This is a genomic window from Aliivibrio logei (assembly GCF_001691055.1).
Classification (GTDB): domain Bacteria; phylum Pseudomonadota; class Gammaproteobacteria; order Enterobacterales; family Vibrionaceae; genus Aliivibrio; species Aliivibrio salmonicida.
Window position 1 is genome coordinate 184,798 of the sequence record NZ_MAJU01000008.1, and the last position, 16,452, is coordinate 201,249.

Here is a 16,452-nt window from a genome sequence, read left to right on the forward strand (position 1 = left end):
GAATAAAAGCTAGGTTCTAATAAATAGCGAAAAAACTAAAAAGGCGATCTTCGGATCGCCTTTTTTGATCGTTGCTTATTTATAAAGAGAAAGGATAATAGGATGATAATAAGTCCTTATAGTGTGAGCCTTATGCGTCTTGATAAATTTGTTTGTAAAAGTACGACGTTAACAAAAAACGAAGGGCTTGAATGCATTGCTGAGGGAAGAGTAAAAGTGAATGCTGAGGTTGTTACCGTTGAATCGACTCAAGTGCATGAGAACAACCATGTGACACTCAATGGTGATTTATTGACTGCTCGTCCTTTTCGCTACTTACTCATGAATAAACCTGCTAATACGATTTGTTCAAACATCGATGAAGTCTATCCCTCCTTATTCAACTATATTAAAGAAGGTAATAATTCGGAATTGCACATTGCTGGACGTTTAGATTCAGATACCACTGGCCTTGTGCTTATTACCGATGACGGTCGATGGTCATACAATATTATTACGCCATCAAAGAAATGCGAGAAAGTATATCGAGTTGGTTTACGTCATATAATTACCAGTGAGGCAATAACCAAGATCGAGTTAGGTGTGCAACTGCAAGGGGAATTAGAGTTAACAAGGCCTGCTAAATTGAAGATTATTACAGAGAGAGAAGTATTACTGACCATTACTGAAGGTAAGTTCCATCAGGTAAAACGTATGTTTTCTGCTGTTGGAAATAAAGTAATTTTATTGCATAGAGAGCAGATTGGAGAGATCAGTTTGGATGTAAATGAAGGTGAATGGCGTTATTTAACTGATTATGAAGTTAACTCATTTGAGCATTAAGTAAGGTGCCAGTGAAGGCACCTCATCAATAAACGTTATTTTTTTCTAAATGGTTGAGTCAACATTTTGTCTAACCGTTGCTCTTTTTCGCTTCTAAATAAAGCGATCCCTATTTTCATGTCTTCGTGCCCATCTCTTGGTCTTACTAAATACGTTTTTCCAATACGATCCCAAATAGATAAAAAGAACCCATAGTTGTTATTCATCTCGGTGACATGGATTGAGTGGTGAACTCTGTGTACATCAGGAGTAATAAGTAAGGTTCTGATGTAACGGTCTAACCATCGTGGAATATAGAGATTACTGTGATTAAACATCGCACTTACATTCAAAATTATTTCAAAGACAATGACGGCTTCAACTGGAATCCCTAAGATCCCGATGGCCGCAATTTTTATCAACATGGATAAAATAATTTCTACCGGATGAAATCGAGTTCCTGTCGTTAAATCAATGTCTTGGTCAGAATGGTGCATTCGATGTAAGCGCCATAATGAAGGAACACGATGAAAAGCACGGTGCTGCCAATAGATCATCCAATCTAACAATAAAATAGAAAGGAGAAAGGTCAAAAAATAAGGGGTTCCAAGGTAATTAAAGATTCCAAAATTTTCTTGTTGTGCGATATAAGCGGCATCAATGGCTAATAGCGGTAGGGCTAGGCGTAGAACAATACTATTAAATACGATTAAACCAAGGTTATTTACCCAGCGTAATGATTTTTTTTGAGTCAACTTTTTACGTGGCCATTTATACTCAACCAAAGCAAAAAGGATGAAAGCAGCGACAAAGCAGCCAAGGCGGATAGTGTCACTTTGTTCAATCCAACTATTTTCCATGAGGAATTCTCTTATAGAACTTGTTATTACCGACACTGTAAGTAAAATGCGCTTTTTTTTCCATATAAATAGCTTGGTTATTGTAAATGCGTATTCACTCAGTTCATCAATTACACAAAGAAAGACTAGCTCGCTCCACAAAACCCTTTAATGCGCGTGGTGGAAATGTGGATCGTTGTGAATTTTGCCAAGTACGTAAAGATTATTGTATTTGTGAATATCAGCCGCAAGCAACATCAAAGGCGGCCTTTTTATTAATCATGTTTGATACCGAAGTGCTGAAACCAAGTAATACGGGGAAATTGATTGCTGATGTTATTCCTGATACTCACGCTTATCTTTGGTCCCGCACTGAACCAAACCCTGAATTATTAGCACTATTGAAAGACGAATCTTATCAACCTTTTGTTATTTTTCCTGAAGAGTTAATCGAAAATAAGAGCTTAGTGAGAAATGATATTGTGGTTGAAGAGGGGAAAACTCCGTTATTTATTCTTCTTGATGGTAGTTGGCGTGAAGCTGGGCGTATGTATCGTAAAAGTGCGTATTTACATCATTTGCCTGTCTTGTCGTTTAACCGTGAGCACCTTTCTAATTACATAATGCGTAAAGCAACGAAAGATCATCAATTAGCGACAGCTGAAGTGGCCAGTTTGGTATTGGATTTATTGGGTGAAAAAGAGAATGCAAAGCACCTCGAGTGTTGGTTTGATTTATTTCGAGAGCATTATCTTTACAGTAAGCGTCCAGTGAAAGGTGCAGAAAGAGGAATGGGCTTAAAACGTTTGATGAAATTTCGTACAGAACTGAAAGTTAATAACTGAATCTAATGATAATTTGAGGTTCATCTCACACTAAATTAGGCTTAATTCTGCGTAGGTCACAGTCTGTATTTATAAAAATTAGGTAAGATAACACCATAAAAAATTAAAATAAATTTAGGACAAGGATACCTTATGTACTACGGTTTTGATGTGGGTGGAACAAAGATTGAATTTGGTGCGTTTAATGAAAAATTAGAACGTATCGCGACAGAACGAATTCCAACTCAAACTGAAGATTACTCACTTTTAGTTAATGATATCGCCAGCTTAATCGCAAAATATGATGCGGAATTTGGTGTTGAAGGTAAGGTAGGTTTAGGCATCCCAGGAATGGAAGATGCCGAAACGGGCGCTTTACTTACCAGTAATGTCCCTGCGGCAAAAGGTCAATTTTTACGAAAAGATCTGGAAGCAAAAATTGGTCGCTCAGTTAAAATTGATAATGATGCGAACTGTTTTTCGTTATCAGAAGCATGGGATGAAGAATTAAAAGATTCACCCTCAGTGCTTGGGTTAATTCTCGGGACTGGTTTTGGTGGTGGTTTAGTCTTTGATGGCAAAGTATTCTCAGGGTATAGCCACGTTGCGGGAGAGTTAGGCCATTCTCGTTTACCGATTGATGCATGGTTTCATTTAGGTGAGAAAGCACCGTTACTTGAATGTGGTTGTGGTAACAAAGGTTGTATTGATAATTACCTTTCTGGTCGTGGTTTTGAGTTACTTTATGCTCATTATTATGGCCAAGAAAAGAAAGCGATAGATATTATCAAAGCAAATGAAGCGGGTGATGCCGATGCGGTTGAACACGTTGATCGCTTTATGGAATTATTGGCGATTTGTTTTGCTAATCTATTTACTTGCTTTGACCCACATGTCGTTGCGCTAGGTGGCGGCTTATCAAACTTTGCACTGATTTATGATGAATTACCAAAGCGTTTACCAAAGCACTTGTTGTCGGTTGCGCGTGTACCTCGCATTATTAAAGCGAAACATGGCGATTCAGGTGGTGTTCGTGGCGCCGCGTTCTTGAATATCAAATAACGTAATGGTTAGATGATGAGATAGATAGTTACAGGTAATAAGAAAATGCACATAAAAAAAGAGCCTCATGTTAGTGATAACAGAGGCTCTTTTTTGTGTTTAGCTTAGCTATTTAAAATAGTGATTAAGCACAGCATTTTTTGTATTTTTTACCGCTACCACAAGGACATGCTTCATTGCGGTTAGGTGTTTTTTCAAAGCGAGTTGTTTTTGGCTTGTTTAGTACGCCTTCAAGCTCAAGAATATTCTCTTCTTTTTCAGCATTCACTTCGATGTTTGCGAATAAATCGTGCTCAGTAATCTGCGCTTCAATTTCAACTTTACGCTCTTCTGTTTGAACAACTAAAGTCAGTGGTGCTTCTTCAGTACCTAACTTAACGTCACGCTTAGTGTTAAAACCAGATTTAACGTGGTTTTGACGAGTCTCGATACGACCTTTGAAGAACATTTTAGACATCTTGGAGCCTTATAATTTTTGAACACAGTATTTTAGCCACTTTATACCATCAACAAGAAGATGGATAAAGTGATAACGAAATATAAAAATGAGTTTGGAAAGGTAACTGGAGGTTTATGCCTTTGAATTCTGTTTTTATTGGCTATTTTATGATGAGTAAATCAACCGTTACTTTTCGATAATATATCAGCGTGAAATAAGTGAACAATGGAAGTGTTTTCAGAAAAAACATGATTGCGCTAGGCTCAGATGAATGGGCGTTTAGGAGGTAATTTTGATGACGGTAGTTATCGGGTCTAGACATGAGCTGATTCGGAATATGTAATTGTGATGTATCAATGGCTTTAATTACTTCATAGAATAAAGATAATTCAAGTTTGGTATTAAGTGAAATAAAAAGAGAGTGTAATGTAAATAGGAGGTAATCATTGATTATAGTGAGTCGATTTATAGAAAACTAAATCTATTTGTGTGTGTTTGTAGTTATATATATAAAATATAAAGATTTAACTTAACGTGGTTTTATTTAATAATGATAAGTTGCTTTAATTGAACGTTAACCCTATGTTCTGAGTATTTTTTGTTGATGGTTTAGTTAATAAAGAATTGAGTGTTGGATAATAAGGTTAATTACCACTAAATTATAGATAAATACGGTTATTGATTAATCTATTAATTGGTATGTTATTCTATATTTTGTAAATTACTTGATATATAGTCTATGAGTTGCATTTATAAAATCTTAATTTAATCAAGAATTATTGGTCTGAGTTATATGATTCGTATTTGTTATAGCTGCCATTTCTGGCTTATTTTATTGGAAGTAATAAACATGATAAATTTTAACAAAGAGAAAGCACTGTATCAGCCTCATATTACCGTTATTGGAGCTGGTATATCTGGTCTTACTATTGCGCATCAATGTATTAAACAAGGTTATCGAGTTTCCGTTTATGAAAAAGCATCTTTTGCTGGAGGTAAGTGTATTGGGCATATTATTGATGGAAAAGTACATGAACTTACGCACAGACAAATATTTGCTAAAAATAAAAATTTATTATCTCTTCTTAAAGAGATCCCAACAAAAACGGGGACATGCTTAGATTACATACACTCTCAAAAAAAAGTACAATTTCATTGGGGAACAAAAAATAAAACGATGCAATTTCAGCGTAGTTATTTTTCAATTATTGAAAAGCTGGTTGATGATGCAAAATCTGCTTATTCTATGATTTATTCAAAAGTACCACTGATTGATATTTATTGGTTCAAGAAACAAGCGTTATTAACAAAAATAGATGATTCATATACTCACATACCTATTAGTGAATATTTTCAATACAAGGAAAGGCCAAAATTAGCTAATTTTTTACGACCGATGTTGACTGCGTGGATTGGTGCAACGGATGATACCTCTGCTATTTCAGTACTTGATTTATTGAGAAATAAAGAAGGGCAATTACATCCTGATTCTCCTGATGGTTATAGTTTGGGTTTTAGTCTCCCTATATCACAAAGTGTGATTGAACCATGGTATGAGTACCTTAAGGCATCAGGTGTCACATTCCATTTTAATAATGACGTTGCTCATATTATTGGTCATAAAGATATTGTTAATCAGGCGAGTATTTGGCTCATTAATGGCCAAGAGCTAAAAGCCGACTATTTTGTATTGGCGATACCTGCACATATTATTCAACAAAAGATTTCAAATCAAGGTAGTGAAAATTTAGATCTACACCGTGTGTTTAGCCATGGTTTTCAACTGCATTTTGATAAGCTACCTCAAGCTCTTAATGATAAAACGGTGGGCATTGTTCTTGATTCGCCTTGGGGTCTTAGTTATTGCATCACTTATCCAGAATGTGAAAATAATAAAAACCAACTAGTTTGTCTTTCTATTACGGCAACAAATATGGATACAGCCCATGGCTGTGTTTATGATAAACCATTATTTCTTTGTTCGAAAACAGAAACTTTAATTGAACTGTTGACTCAGTTAATGGGTAATACACAACTTCTTGATGGATCAGGATTTGTTTCATTTCATATCGGACCTGGGGCCAGAATAGTGTCTTTACTTGATGCTGAGCATTTAGATTATGCTGATTGGCATAAAGGTAATATGTTTTTTGATGAAAATGGGATGATGTCTTGTTGGGTTATTCAACATTCTCTTGCTCATCCAACGTATAAAAATAAAATGGCCATTCGTTCTGATGAATTTGATAATTTATTTTTCACCGGTGAATATATTGTCGATACAGAACAAACTTGGCGTGTACCAGCGACACTAGAGCGTACTATTGAAACTGCAATTCTATGTAATGAACGACTTACTGCATGCATAGAGAAGACGGAGTCGTAAGTGATGGATCAAACTTCTCGTAGACACTTACTTACCAGTGGATTATTTTTATCGTTGTGTTTTATTTATGCGAGGGGGTTTTATCAACTAGCTCTTTCTTCTATAACGATGGCCGTACTAATTACTTTAGTTTTACCGGTTTTGTTTTCACCACTTATTAAAAGGGTTGAAAACCACCAAGAAATAAAACGTATATTAATACTAGAGTCTGGCTTTAATTTTATTTGCATATTGGCACTGACTGACTTTATCTATAAGGGAGCGATAGATACATTGTTTGTCGTATTCTTTATCATTCAAGCGGGCGGTTTTATTGCCGTTCAAATTAAAAAGAAAGCCTTTCTTTCATTACCAAGCTCATTGTGTCTGTCTGTTGCTATTACTATTTGGATAATCAACGGTAATCAAACTGAGCTTCTAGGTGATGGTAAGTTGTTAATCTTTGGTTTAGCGGTACCTTGGCAACTTAAAGGCATTTATTTTGCTTGGCTTGCTCAGGTTCTTTTGAATGAATATCGCCATATACTTCCTAAGTTAACTATTTTGTTAGTGCATATTGCTTCATTATCTGTCGCTTTAATGGCTGAGGATTTCTTTCATGCTCGTATCGTAACTGCCAGTCATTTATTATTTTTGAGCTTATGCTTTGATTTAAAATCACGAAGTTGGGGAGGGGAAGATTTTGCTATCTCTCAACGAATCAATGTCATGATGTTAAACATTAATATCGCAAATTTATTTTCTAGGGTCTGCTCACTACTATGCTTAATTTTAGTTATTCATCTTATTCTTATTACTTTAAATTAAAGGATTTACTCTTAATTCTTATCTAAGAAAGTTTACTTTTCGAGCTATGAATGGCCGTTAAATGTGTGTAGGGGACTGATAATTAGTCGGAGGGTAAATAATCTATGGGGGACTCATTTTTGAAATTTATAGTCTTTACTTTTTTCATTTTAACAAATAGAATTAACTGTATATTCATACAGTATCGAGTAAAAAATTATGCGTATTGAAATGATAATAACAGCGGCTCAACTTCCAAAAGATGGATTGACGCTTATTCAACAAGAAATGGAACGCCGTGTGTGGGAATCTTATCCTAATGCACGTATTAGAATTAGAAAAGGGGCGAATAACCACCTTGAGATTTACGCACCAAAAGACGATAAAAAAGCAGCGAATATCATAGTTGAACAAATGTTTAATGAGGCAGAGGAATGGTTGTATGCCTAATATTTTCTTTAATCAAAAACGAAGTAATTCTGCGGCAATGCCATTGAGGTATGGTGGAGAAAATAAAAAGTGGTCCGAGTATGTCTATAAGGATGTTAGGGGATTGAAAAAAATCAGCCTAACTTTTGAGATACCATTGTCTATTTTGATTGCTCGAATTAAAAAAGGGAAGACGTTGCATGAGGCTGTGACTCATTGCAATGAGGAGTGAGCTAATGAGTCTGAAATAGGATTTATACTAGGTGTTTTTTAATTTTCATATTAAACCCTCCTTTGGTGACGGCATAACAATGCTTAAAATGTCATTCTATGAATTTCTTTTTTAGTGGTGAATAAACTTAAATACCACAGACTTTTATACATTTTATATAAAATTGAAGTAACGCCTTTATTATCACCACAAAATTAGGTGTAAGTAAAAACCGAATAGGACTATTCGGCATTAACAAAAATATGCTATCAGTTTGACGTTGTACTAATGATAATTTGCACTTAGCTGCGCTTTAAGTGCATCAATTAGATTCGCGAGAGCAGAGGTATAACCGTTACTTTCTGACCAATATTGACAGATTCGACTTCAGGCTGCACTTCAATTAAGCAATTGGCTTCACTCATAGAGCGTAAAATCCCCGAACCTTGTTTGCCAGTTGTCACTACTTCCATTTGACCATTTTGGTTAATAGAATAAACACCACGGCTGTATTCTGTACGACCTGTGCGAGATCGAATGAACTCTTTTGCAATGGCGGTATAGGTTTCTGGCTGCCAATTATCTTCACCTTGTAGTTTACGCAATGCAGGTTCCACAAACTGTAAGAACGCGACCATTACGGCAACAGGGTTACCCGGTAAACCAAAGAAAGGGGTATCACAAATGTGACCAAATGCAAGAGGTCGCCCCGGACGCATATTAATACGCCAGAAATTAATGTCACCCAGCTTATCTAAAATGGTTTTAATGTAGTCGGCATCTCCTACAGAGACACCGCCTGAGGATAAAATCATATCCGCTTGCTGCGATGCTTGAGAAAGCGTGGACTCCAAAGCGGCTTCATTATCTTCAATAATACCAAAATCAATCACTTCACAACCTAGTTTTTGTAATAGGGCTGTAAGTGTGAAACGGTTTGAATCATAAATAGAGTTCGCTTTTTGAGCTTCTCCTGGCGCTTGAACTTCATCACCAGTAGAGAAAATTGCGACTTTAGTTTTTGTAACAACAGAAACTGAGGCTATTCCAAGAGAGGCCAACATACCTACTTCTGGTGCGGTAATGCGAGTGCCTTTTGCGACACAAACTTGGTTGATAGCGAGATCTTCACCGGCAAGACGAACGTTTTGACCTTTGCGAATACCTGACTTTCCAGTATCAAAACGTACTTGATTTCCTTCTTGGGTTGCTTGTTCGCGCATGATCACCGCATTGCCATTTTGTGGAACGGGTGCGCCGGTCATTATTTTTGCCGCTTCACCATGTTGAAGAGGATGATTGTAACTGTGTCCTGCCATTATCTCGGCAACGACAGTATAGCTATTACGTTCTAAATCATCACCACAAATAACATAACCATCCATCGCTGAATTTTTATGTTGTGGTACGTTAATTGGTGACAGGATATCTTGTGCAATTAATGCATTAATTGATGATGTTAAACACACGTTTTCGTTTGATTTTAATGGTTTGATGGCCTTTAGAATCTTAGCTCTGCCTTGACTAACGGATAAAAACGCAGGTGATAATTCATCACAATTTGCTGATAAGTCACTTTGTTGTTTATGTTGATGTTGTTTCACATATTCAACAATGAATGCAGTAATAGCATCAGTATCATTGATGTTCATTTGAGGGAGTTCTGACTCTGCTTTAGAGTCTGCCGCGATCGCAATGATGTTGTTGTCTTCAGGAAAAATCCATGGCTTACCGACATCATCACGATGCAATTCAATCTTAGTGTATGGAAGTTGTTTAAAACCTTCGATTAAGATCAAATCAAGTTGGGTTTGATCTAGTTTATTTATGAGTTGCTGACAGCTTGTTTCTTCATCAGGTGTTTCAGTAATTAAGGCATGACGAAAGCGAGAACTGATCAGCATTTGGCTTGCACCTGCTTTACGCAATCGGTAGCTGTCTTTGCCTTCTTGGTCAATATCAAAATTATGATGAGCATGTTTGATGACTGCGACTTTTAGTCCCATTTCATTCAGTTTTGGTAATAACTTTTCTAATAAGGTGGTTTTACCTGTACCGCTATAAGCAGCAAAACCCAATAATGGGATAGACGCAGTCGTTAAGCTCATAATAAAGTTCCAAATTGTTCAAGTTCTTGAGGGCTATTCAAATTGATAAAGGCATTTGGGTAATCTGAGAAATCAGCAAAAACAGTATTACACTCTTTATAGAGTAGGATGATTTTTCGATCGCCACGAGCTAAAAAGGCATCAATTTTAGGAATAATTCGTTTGTGCATTAACGTGACGACAGGTTGCATGTATTCGCCATCGTGAGCGACGACAATGTCTGTGTCATCTTTTACGGCATTACATAATAATGAAACAAGATTATTGGGTAGATTAGGAGAATCGCAAGGAATAAAACCAACCCAATCAGAGGCCATATTGACTAATCCTGCGTGCATACCCGCAAGAGGGCCTGGATAATCGGTAAATTCATCCTTAAAGGTGACGGCGTAACGTGAGTAGTTGTCGATACTACGGTTTGCATTAATCGCGATGTGATCGGTTTGAGAACGAAGAGTCTCTAAAGCATGTTCAATTAATGGTTTATTTTGAAAGGTGACAAACCCTTTATCTTGACCACCCATACGGCGAGCTTGTCCACCGGCTAAAATTACCCAATTAGTTTGCTTTGGCTGGAGCATAATTATCCTTGCTAACAATCACTTTCAATGGGGTCGATTCTATCAGCTTTGCGTCTGAAATAGTCCATTGGCGATGACAAATTTCAGTTAACGCATTGGTTTGATGGCTTGTTACAACAATACTAGAACCTCGTTCGAGCAGATCTTTTGCCATAATGACTAATAATTTAATCGATTCTTGATCAACACTGGCACTTGGCTCATCCATTAATAAAATAGAGGGGGTAAGCACCCAAGCTCGTGCCATCGCAACCCGTTGCTTTTCACCACCAGACAATACTGAAATGTGTTCGTCCGCTAACGTTTCTAGCCCAACCATGCGTAACGCATTAATCACCATGTGACGTTTTTCTAGTCGATTCATGGTTGTGTATTTCATGCCATAAATCACATTGTCGTACACCGTCCCATCAAATAGAAAGGGATTTTGATGCAAATAAACGATTTGATTATTACCTGAGCGGCCAAATAGTCGTGCGGTCCAATGTGGTTGGTTAAGATTAAGTTTTCCCGTCGTCGCAGTTTGTAAACCGGATAAGATCTTAAGTAGAGTCGTTTTACCAACGCCATTGGCACCACGTAAATAGACCGAATCTTTAGGACCTAACGATAAATGAGGAATGTGAAAAAGCACACGGTCATTAAATCGCATTGATAGATTGTCGGCAGTAATTCTTATTGTCATGCTATGCCTACTAAGTACGTAAGTACCCTTTACCACGAGTGAAAGAAAGGAAAAAGTTCAAAACCAGAGCCAAAATCAATAACACCATACCAAGAGCAACCCCTTGAGCAAATGCCCCTTTTTGGCTTTCCATTGCGATTGCGGTTGGAATATTACGCGTCGCGTTGAAGATATTGCCACCGACCATCATAGAGCAGCCGACTTCGGTAATAATACGTGAGAAACCAGCAATTACAGCCGCAAGAATAGGGAATCGAGTCTCCCAAATTAAGCTGCCAAAGGCGCGAGGAAGAGAAGCGCCGAGAGTAAACGCGGTTTCCCATACACGTCGATCACTGTGTTGAAATGCACCGTGCATCATGGCAACCATGATAGGAAAACAAATAAACATTTGACCAATGATCATCGCTTCTTGGGTAAAGAGCAGTTGCCAATCCCCGAGAGGACCCGCACGAGAAAGCACCATGTACAATAATAGACCGATCACGACTGTTGGTACAGATTGTAAGGTATTAATAAGAGAAAGCAGTAGCCACCGTCCAGGAAACGACCCATAAGCAAGCGCAAACGCCAACAATAATGCGGGGAGTAATACAACCGCCATCGCAAACAATGAGACAGAGAAAGAAACACCGACAATGCTCCATAATGCTGTATCACCGCTAAACAATAATTGAATCGCTTCGTGTGAGGTGGCTAATATAGTCATGGATTATTTAGCGTCCGCAGTAAACAATTTCTGTCCACTTAGTTCAAAACTATTAATTAACGCTTGGCCTTTATCGCTGACTAACCAATCACTAAATGCTCGTGCACCTTTTGTGTTTAAGTTGTTGTAACGCTCAGGGTTAATCAAAATAACTTGGTATGGGTTAAATAGACGCTTATCGCCTTCAACCATGATTTCTAGATCAAGTTTGTTTTGGTAAGCCAACCACGTACCACGGTCTGTAAGTGTGTAAGCTTGTAATTCTGAAGTCATGTTTAATGTTGGGCCCATGCCTTGACCAACGGCTTTATAACCACCGAAGTTAGGTTCGATATTGGCTTGGTTCCAAAGAATAATTTCTTTTTTGTTGGTGCCTGAGTCATCACCGCGAGAAACAAACGTCGCATCAGCTTCGGCCATTTTTGCAAAAGCAGCGGTTACGTCTTTCATGCCATAGATATGCGCAGGATCGTTTTTAGGGCCCACTAAAACAAAATCGTTATACATTAATGATTTTGGTTCAATGCCATATCCTTTTTCAACAAAATCAGCTTCGGCTTTTGGTGCGTGGGTCATTACCAAATCAACGTCACCGTTTTCGCCCATTTTCAATGCTTTGCCTGTGCCAGCAGCCAGTACTTGAACTTCATAGCCTGAATCTTTCTTAAATACAGGCAAGATGTAATCTAATAACCCTGAATGGTAAGTACTTGTTGTTGTCGCAAGACGTATAACGTTTGCATCTTCTGCGTACACATTTGTTGCAGTAAAAGAACTCAGAGCTACAACGGCCATTGCTGAAAACGTGCTGATTTTATTGTTCATGTTATATCCATGTTATGAAGTTAAATATCACTGCAAATGCAATGAGTGAATAGACTTATTGGCAATAAAGCAATCCCTATGCCAACGTTAATATTGATGCTTATATAGATAACTTAATGATAATTAACAGGTTCGCACTTATTCTTGCATAAAAACCTTACAAAAAATGTGACTAGGACAAAATGTCTCAATAGAAAGGATACAAAATGCAAATTTAACGTTAGAATGAATAGGACATTTTGACCCACTTCTCGGGGAAATTTAGCCCACTTAGGAAATATTATGGTAGCAAAATCAGATTGGCATGCATTCTCCGTTCTTGTTGTTGATGATGAAATAGGTATGCAAACCATACTTAGAAAAGCATTAAGCAAACAATTTGGTCAGGTTCACACGGCAGGAACAATTGAAGAAGCAGAAGAGATCCGTCAATCTCACCATCTTGATCTGATTATTTTAGATATTAACCTACCGGGTCAAACTGGGCTTGAATGGCAAGAGAGCATTGCGAGTGATTCACGTCATTATGATGTTATTTTTATGACGGGTTATGCCGAGTTAGATACCGCGATTCAAGCGCTTCGTTTAGGGGCGTCTGATTTTATTTTAAAGCCTTTTAATTTAGAGAATATGCTACGAGCGGTGAAGCGTTGTATGGATCGCCGCTTAGTTGAACGTACAAACTTTGCGTTAAAACGTGAAGTTGAAAAACACAATCCAATCGACATTATCGGCAACGCGGATAAAACCCTACAGCTTAAACAGTTAATTGCCCAACTTGCGCCTTCTAACGCCGCCGTATTAATTGAAGGTGAATCAGGCACTGGTAAAGAACTGGTTGCTCGTGGTTTGCATCAATTGAGTCACCGTACAGGACCTTTTGTTCCGCTAAACTGCGGTGCCATTGCTCCCGATCTTTTAGAAAGTGAGTTGTTTGGACATACTTCAGGGGCGTTTACTGGAGCAAAAAAAGGACGAGAAGGGTTGTTTCGTGTGGCGAATGGAGGCACTTTATTTCTTGATGAAATAGGTGAAATGCCAATCGGAATGCAGTCTTCGTTATTACGAGCACTCGAACAGAAAGCCATTCGACCCGTTGGTTCAGAGAAAGAGATTCTTGTTGATGTAAGAATTGTAGCAGCAACAAATCGTAATTTAATCGAAGAAGTTGAGAAAGGGAATTTTAGAAAGGATCTTTTTTATCGTTTAAATGTGTTGACGGTATCTTTGCCTGCTTTACGAGAGCGTAAATCGGATCTTGCTTGTTTAACAGAGCATTTCTCACAAATGATAGCGAAAGAAATGGGAATGAAACCGATTCATTGGGCGCATGAAGATATCGCCGCTATGGCAAATTATGATTGGCCAGGCAATATTCGCGAGCTTAAAAATATGATTGAACGTTGTATTTTATTAGGTAAACCACCGGTAGAACATTGGTCAGGATTACAAGGTGATAAACCTTTACATCAAAATATGGCTTTAGCTAATCAATCTACGGTATCACAACCGAATAACATGGAACCGAACAGTCAAAATGAGTGTAAGTGCATGCCATTGTTAGATAACTATCCTGAACAATGGACATTAAAAGAAGTAGAAAAAACACACATTATTACGGTTGTAGATATGCATGAAGGGAATAAGTCAGCGGCGGCAAGGCAACTCGGGGTTGCTCGTAAAACGTTAGAGCGTAAGTTTAAAGAATGGAGTGAAGAGAGCGCATGATGTTATCGCCATCACTTTGGAAGCGTCGTATAAAAACCATGGTGCGCTATCGTTTATTGTGGCTTAACTCTGTGCCGTTATTTTTGACAATGCTTGCTCTTATTATCATTACGGCCTTTTGGTCAATTCATTACACATGGCAGAATGCCTTAAATGATATAGGCAGTAAACTCTCTGTTGCGAATAACAGTATTGAACTTTTGCAGAGAGAACAAAGTGCAGAGTTAGGTGGTTTTGTTGATTCTTATGCCTTTCAAATTAAATTGAAAAATGGACAAGATTATATACAGCGCTGGTCAAGTAATCAGGCAGCTAAATATCATGCTGACTTTATTTCATTACATCCTGCCAATTACGCAAAAAAGTTACCTGAGACATTAGCAAGGCAAATGTACCTTGGTCGATCTCGAACGTTTTTCCAAGTGATGGATGAGACCGCTTTAGTTGAAATTGATGAAGATCTGCCTAAGCGTGTCAGTATTAGAAACAAAGATAACAACATTATTGAAACGAGAGGGCTGATCAGTCGAACACTGATCCCTATTTTCAATGAGCATGGCAGCTTAGAGTGGATAATAGACAGTGGGATTATCCTGAATAACAGCACATCCTTGGTTGATAGAATTAGAGATCTTATTTATCCAGAAGGTAAGGGAGCCACAGAGCAAGTTGGTACGGTGACCTTATTTTTAGATGATTTGAGGATCAGTACGAATGTGTTTACGGATGATATATCAGGACAAGAACGCGCGATTGGTACTGAAGTCTCACCAGAGGTAAAACATCAAGTCATTGAAAACGGTGAACGTTGGGTCAATAGAGCGTACGTCTATAATGATTGGTATATTTCGGCATACAAACCCATCACTGATCTTAATGGGGATGTTGTTGGGATGCTGTATACCGGGTATCTAGAATGGCCATTATTAAAACAATACATCTATAACCTGTTGCAAGCGGGCATCACGATTCTTATAACACTCTTATTATCGACTATTTTTGTTCATCGTGGGGCGAGAGATCTTTTCCAACCAATTGAAAGAATTCACTATGTAGTAAAATCCGTTCAACTTGGAAAGAATGACCGAATAGGCGATCTTGGTCTTGATAATGGGCATGAATTGGCCAGTTTGGCGCAGCAATTTGATAATATGCTCGATCAATTGCAATTACGAAACAGCCAAATTCAGCGAGCATCAAAAGAGCTTGAATCAAAGGTTGAATCAAGAACCGCCAGTTTGCATGAAAAAACCATTGAGCTTGAGCAATACATCAAGCTATTAAAGCAAGCTCAAGATAAATTGATCATGAGTGAAAAACTGGCCTCATTAGGGGAGTTAACCGCGGGCATTGCCCATGAGATTAATAACCCAACGGCTGTGATATTAGGAAATGCAGAGCTGATCAAGTATGAGCTCGGTGATAATGCAAGCGTTATATCGGAAGAGTTAGATGCCATCATGGAACAAATTGATCGCATTCGTAATATTACTCGAAGTCTACTTCAATATAGCCGTCAGGGAGGGATTCAAGATGAGGTTACTTGGCAATACATTAATCCTATTATTGAAGAAAGCGTCACTTTAGTACGAACTGGTGCACATAAGCGGGATATCGACGTTGAATTTGATTTTGAACAACCCCCAAGAGTTGAAGTAAACCGACATCACTTATTGCAAGTATTAGTCAACTTACAGATGAACGGTATTCATGCAATGAACGCAAAAGGTAAACTCATTATCCGAAGCAGAACGTGGCAAGAAGAAGAGATAAACTTGGGGGCGATAATTGAAGTTGAAGATTTTGGTACTGGTATGAGCCATGAACAATTGGGACGAATTTTCGATCCTTTTTATACGACTAAGCGTGATGGCACTGGGCTTGGATTATCTGTTTCTCAAAGTTTATTAAGCCAAACGGGAGGGGAGATTAAAGTACGATCTCAACTTGGTGAAGGGACTGTATTTACGATTTATCTACCAACCAAATCAGAACATTATCCATATGATAATTTGATCGGTTAACCATACTATGTTTAA

15 protein-coding genes are annotated in these 16,452 nt (G+C 37.9%); 8 read left to right on the forward strand and 7 right to left on the reverse strand.

What is annotated here, in order from left to right; translation table 11 throughout:
* Positions 1-102 precede the first annotated feature (102 nt).
* Positions 103-822, forward strand: a complete 720-nt coding sequence (locus A6E04_RS04990) for a pseudouridine synthase (protein WP_244886247.1) — start codon at positions 103-105, stop codon at positions 820-822.
* Between the two features lie 35 nt (positions 823-857).
* Here the strand turns inward: A6E04_RS04990 and A6E04_RS04995 are convergent, their stop codons facing one another.
* Entirely contained in the window at positions 858-1,661 is an 804-nt protein-coding gene (locus tag A6E04_RS04995; RefSeq protein ID WP_065610282.1) for a sterol desaturase family protein, read from the reverse strand.
* Between the two features lie 86 nt (positions 1,662-1,747).
* On the opposite strand from A6E04_RS04995, the gene A6E04_RS05000 reads away from it, so the two are divergent.
* On the forward strand, positions 1,748-2,485 hold the full coding sequence (locus tag A6E04_RS05000) for a tRNA-uridine aminocarboxypropyltransferase (RefSeq protein ID WP_026469706.1): 738 nt from the start codon (positions 1,748-1,750) through the stop codon (positions 2,483-2,485).
* Positions 2,486-2,617: 132 nt separating this feature from the next.
* The gene (nagK, locus tag A6E04_RS05005) at positions 2,618-3,526 is read left to right on the forward strand and encodes an N-acetylglucosamine kinase (RefSeq protein ID WP_065610284.1); all 909 of its coding nucleotides are present in this window, start codon (positions 2,618-2,620) and stop codon (positions 3,524-3,526) included.
* A gap of 124 nt (positions 3,527-3,650) precedes the next feature.
* On the opposite strand, the gene A6E04_RS05010 is transcribed toward nagK, so the two are convergent.
* Positions 3,651-3,983 carry a PBPRA1643 family SWIM/SEC-C metal-binding motif protein gene (locus A6E04_RS05010; protein WP_017022739.1) on the reverse strand — a complete coding sequence of 111 codons (333 nt, stop codon included), beginning with the start codon at positions 3,981-3,983 and terminating at the stop codon, positions 3,651-3,653.
* 832 nt (positions 3,984-4,815) lie between these two features.
* On the opposite strand from A6E04_RS05010, the gene A6E04_RS05015 reads away from it, so the two are divergent.
* The 3 genes from A6E04_RS05015 to A6E04_RS05025 all read left to right on the forward strand — a co-directional run bounded on the left by A6E04_RS05015 (position 4,816) and on the right by A6E04_RS05025 (position 7,587).
* Entirely contained in the window at positions 4,816-6,351 is a 1,536-nt protein-coding gene (locus A6E04_RS05015) for an FAD-dependent oxidoreductase (protein WP_244886248.1), read from the forward strand.
* Between the two features lie 3 nt (positions 6,352-6,354).
* Entirely contained in the window at positions 6,355-7,158 is an 804-nt protein-coding gene (locus tag A6E04_RS05020; RefSeq protein ID WP_065610962.1) for a hypothetical protein, read from the forward strand.
* Positions 7,159-7,356: 198 nt separating this feature from the next.
* Complete coding sequence (locus A6E04_RS05025) at positions 7,357-7,587, forward strand: DinI-like family protein (protein ID WP_023603339.1); 231 nt, start codon at positions 7,357-7,359, stop codon at positions 7,585-7,587.
* A 516-nt stretch (positions 7,588-8,103) separates the two neighbouring features.
* Here the strand turns inward: A6E04_RS05025 and A6E04_RS05035 are convergent.
* Genes A6E04_RS05035 through A6E04_RS05055 form a run of 5 tightly spaced genes read right to left on the reverse strand, consistent with a single transcriptional unit; the run spans position 8,104 to position 12,685 of the window.
* Positions 8,104-9,885, reverse strand: a complete 1,782-nt coding sequence (locus A6E04_RS05035; protein WP_065610289.1) for a bifunctional molybdopterin-guanine dinucleotide biosynthesis adaptor protein MobB/molybdopterin molybdotransferase MoeA — start codon at positions 9,883-9,885, stop codon at positions 8,104-8,106.
* Entirely contained in the window at positions 9,882-10,466 is a 585-nt protein-coding gene (gene mobA / locus A6E04_RS05040) for a molybdenum cofactor guanylyltransferase MobA (protein ID WP_065610291.1), read from the reverse strand. The genes A6E04_RS05035 and mobA overlap by 4 nt, the downstream gene beginning before the upstream one ends.
* Positions 10,444-11,151, reverse strand: coding sequence for an energy-coupling factor ABC transporter ATP-binding protein (locus A6E04_RS05045; RefSeq protein WP_017022732.1), 708 nt, complete (start codon positions 11,149-11,151; stop codon positions 10,444-10,446). Before A6E04_RS05045 ends, mobA begins: the two co-directional genes overlap by 23 nt.
* Positions 11,152-11,161: 10 nt before the next feature.
* Entirely contained in the window at positions 11,162-11,860 is a 699-nt protein-coding gene (locus tag A6E04_RS05050; RefSeq protein ID WP_017022731.1) for an ABC transporter permease, read from the reverse strand.
* A gap of 3 nt (positions 11,861-11,863) precedes the next feature.
* Positions 11,864-12,685: an ABC transporter substrate-binding protein gene (locus A6E04_RS05055; RefSeq protein ID WP_012550093.1), complete on the reverse strand. Its 822-nt coding sequence runs from the start codon at positions 12,683-12,685 to the stop codon at positions 11,864-11,866.
* Positions 12,686-12,967: 282 nt separating this feature from the next.
* Here A6E04_RS05055 and A6E04_RS05060 point away from each other — a divergent pair, with 282 nt between their 5' ends.
* Together A6E04_RS05060 and A6E04_RS05065 are read left to right on the forward strand one after the other, a co-directional pair.
* Positions 12,968-14,413 carry a sigma-54-dependent transcriptional regulator gene (locus A6E04_RS05060; protein WP_065610293.1) on the forward strand — a complete coding sequence of 482 codons (1,446 nt, stop codon included), beginning with the start codon at positions 12,968-12,970 and terminating at the stop codon, positions 14,411-14,413.
* Entirely contained in the window at positions 14,410-16,437 is a 2,028-nt protein-coding gene (locus A6E04_RS05065) for a sensor histidine kinase (protein ID WP_017022729.1), read from the forward strand. The genes A6E04_RS05060 and A6E04_RS05065 overlap by 4 nt, the downstream gene beginning before the upstream one ends.
* Positions 16,438-16,452: the final 15 nt, after the last annotated feature.

What these genes read in the sequence shown, in the direction of transcription:
- A6E04_RS04990 (WP_244886247.1), top strand. Translation starts at nt 103, where the DNA reads ATGATAATAAGTCCTTATAGTGTGAGCCTTATGCGTCTTGATAAATTT.
- A6E04_RS04995 (WP_065610282.1), bottom strand. Translation starts at nt 1,661, where the DNA reads ATGGAAAATAGTTGGATTGAACAAAGTGACACTATCCGCCTTGGCTGC.
- A6E04_RS05000 (WP_026469706.1), top strand. Translation starts at nt 1,748, where the DNA reads ATGCGTATTCACTCAGTTCATCAATTACACAAAGAAAGACTAGCTCGC.
- nagK (WP_065610284.1), top strand. Translation starts at nt 2,618, where the DNA reads ATGTACTACGGTTTTGATGTGGGTGGAACAAAGATTGAATTTGGTGCG.
- A6E04_RS05010 (WP_017022739.1), bottom strand. Translation starts at nt 3,983, where the DNA reads ATGTCTAAAATGTTCTTCAAAGGTCGTATCGAGACTCGTCAAAACCAC.
- A6E04_RS05015 (WP_244886248.1), top strand. Translation starts at nt 4,816, where the DNA reads ATGATAAATTTTAACAAAGAGAAAGCACTGTATCAGCCTCATATTACC.
- A6E04_RS05020 (WP_065610962.1), top strand. Translation starts at nt 6,355, where the DNA reads ATGGATCAAACTTCTCGTAGACACTTACTTACCAGTGGATTATTTTTA.
- A6E04_RS05025 (WP_023603339.1), top strand. Translation starts at nt 7,357, where the DNA reads ATGCGTATTGAAATGATAATAACAGCGGCTCAACTTCCAAAAGATGGA.
- A6E04_RS05035 (WP_065610289.1), bottom strand. Translation starts at nt 9,885, where the DNA reads ATGAGCTTAACGACTGCGTCTATCCCATTATTGGGTTTTGCTGCTTAT.
- mobA (WP_065610291.1), bottom strand. Translation starts at nt 10,466, where the DNA reads ATGCTCCAGCCAAAGCAAACTAATTGGGTAATTTTAGCCGGTGGACAA.
- A6E04_RS05045 (WP_017022732.1), bottom strand. Translation starts at nt 11,151, where the DNA reads ATGACAATAAGAATTACTGCCGACAATCTATCAATGCGATTTAATGAC.
- A6E04_RS05050 (WP_017022731.1), bottom strand. Translation starts at nt 11,860, where the DNA reads ATGACTATATTAGCCACCTCACACGAAGCGATTCAATTATTGTTTAGC.
- A6E04_RS05055 (WP_012550093.1), bottom strand. Translation starts at nt 12,685, where the DNA reads ATGAACAATAAAATCAGCACGTTTTCAGCAATGGCCGTTGTAGCTCTG.
- A6E04_RS05060 (WP_065610293.1), top strand. Translation starts at nt 12,968, where the DNA reads ATGGTAGCAAAATCAGATTGGCATGCATTCTCCGTTCTTGTTGTTGAT.
- A6E04_RS05065 (WP_017022729.1), top strand. Translation starts at nt 14,410, where the DNA reads ATGATGTTATCGCCATCACTTTGGAAGCGTCGTATAAAAACCATGGTG.